The sequence below is a fragment of the Stieleria sp. genome (genome assembly GCF_041595215.1).
GTDB classification, from domain to species: Bacteria; Planctomycetota; Planctomycetia; order Pirellulales; family Pirellulaceae; genus Stieleria; species Stieleria magnilauensis.
In genome coordinates, this window is sequence record NZ_JBFHKV010001375.1 from 1 (window position 1) to 1878 (window position 1878).

The 1878-nt window shown below is 58.9% G+C and carries 1 protein-coding gene; it reads left to right on the forward strand.

The window, feature by feature from the left end; all coding sequences use genetic code 11:
• Positions 1-1878, forward strand: a 1878-nt coding sequence (locus tag ABX749_RS31410; protein ID WP_372899504.1) for a hypothetical protein, incomplete at both ends; no start/stop codon positions are given.

Sequence of the window (1878 nt, forward strand, 5' to 3'; positions counted from 1 at the left end):
GCCTTGTTGCGAAACATCACGTACGAGAATACCGACACCGTCGCGGCGACCACGGGAACACGCACGATTCGCTTCACCGTCAATGACGGCGATGGCGCGGTCAGTTTGAATCACGACGCCACGGTCAATGTCGTGCAAGGTGCACCGGGAGGCGTGTTGAGTGGTCTGGCGTTGTGGTTGAGGGCCGACGCCGGTGTCACCATCGGTTTGGGTGGGGTCAGCCAATGGGAAAACCAGGTCACCAATGCGACGCTGGCCGATCTTCAACAAGCTCTCTCCACTCAGCGCCCGGATCTGATCGCGTCCGGATTGAACTTCAATCCGATCATTTCATTTGACGGCATCAATGATCATTTGGCGGACCTCACCGTTTTAGGATCCGACCTCTTTGGAACCGATTCCGCCTCCCTTTTCCTGGCCGGAAGCACCAATGGTTCCAATGGAGTGATGTTGCAGTGGATTGACACGCTCAGCAACCGGGTGAATCTCGAAGACGACATTCGATTTGACTTTGGCGATCTGAACAATGATCAATTGACCGCTGTCGCGCCGAGTGCCGGATACCACATCATCAATGCCCAAGCGACGCCCGGCAGTCCCGCCGGCCTGAGCGTCAACATCGATGGTCGGCAAACCGCATCGGGAAATGCAAGCGTCGGCGCTCCACTGGACAACACTCAATTCGGGCAATTCTTCTTGGGCGAGTATCCGGGCGGAGGCTTCAACGACGATCTGGACGTCGGCGAAGTCGTGATCTTTAAGACGGACCTCAGTGCGACGGATCGATTAAAAGTGGACTCGTATCTGGCCATTAAATATGGTCTCACGCTCGATCAAACCACCGGCACGAACTACCTCGATTCGACGGGGGCGGTCGTCTGGAACGCTGCGACGAACACCGGATACGACAACGACATCGCCGGAATCGGACAAGACAACGCATCGATGCTGGCTCAGGGACAATCTCGATCCGACAACGGCGATGCCATCGTCACGATGTCGGCCGCGTCCAACCAGGACGATCGGGAGTTCCTGATGTGGGGGAACAACGATGCTGCGTTGGGTGAAGTGACCGCAGAGCCGGCAGGCGTGGCGGATCGACTCGCCCGCATCTGGCGCGTCGACGAGACGGGCGAGGTCGGCACCACGACGATCACGTTTGATCTGAGTGGGTTGACCTACACCGGCACAACGGCGGCGGATTTTAATCTCATTGTCGATGGCGATGCCGATTTCAGCAGCGGTGCGTCGCTGGTTGCCGCAACCAGCTACAACGCGGGCTCCAAGCTCGTCACGTTCACGGGCGTCAACCTGGCTGACGGAAACTATTTCTCGTTGGGCACGTCGATTGCGGTCAACGTCGCTCCGACAATCAACAACCTGGCCGGCGACACGCTCAATTACAGCGAAGGCGATGCGGCGACGGTGATCGAACAGGGAACCAACGTTACGGTCAGCGATGGCGACTCGACAGACTTCGACACAGGAAACCTGACCGTGTCAGTCTTCGCCGGGGGTGATGCCGCCGAAGATGTCTTGGACGTCCGCGATCAAGGCCCCGGCGTGGGCAACATCAGCGTTTCCGGCAGCAGTGTCTTGTACGACTTTGGCGGCGGCCCCGTCGTGATCGGCACAATGACAGGCGGCACCGCCGGCGCGGATTTGGTGGTCACGTTCAACGCCAACGCCACAGCGATCTCCAGCGACGCATTGATCGAGAACATCACCTACCGGAATACCGACACCGACCAACCCACCAATTCGTCGCGAACCATTCGTTTCACACTCGATGACGGCGACGGCGGCACCAGCGCCGCGCACGATGTAACGGTGAACGTGGCCTCGGTCAACGATTCGCCGGCGTTCAGTGGCCTTGAC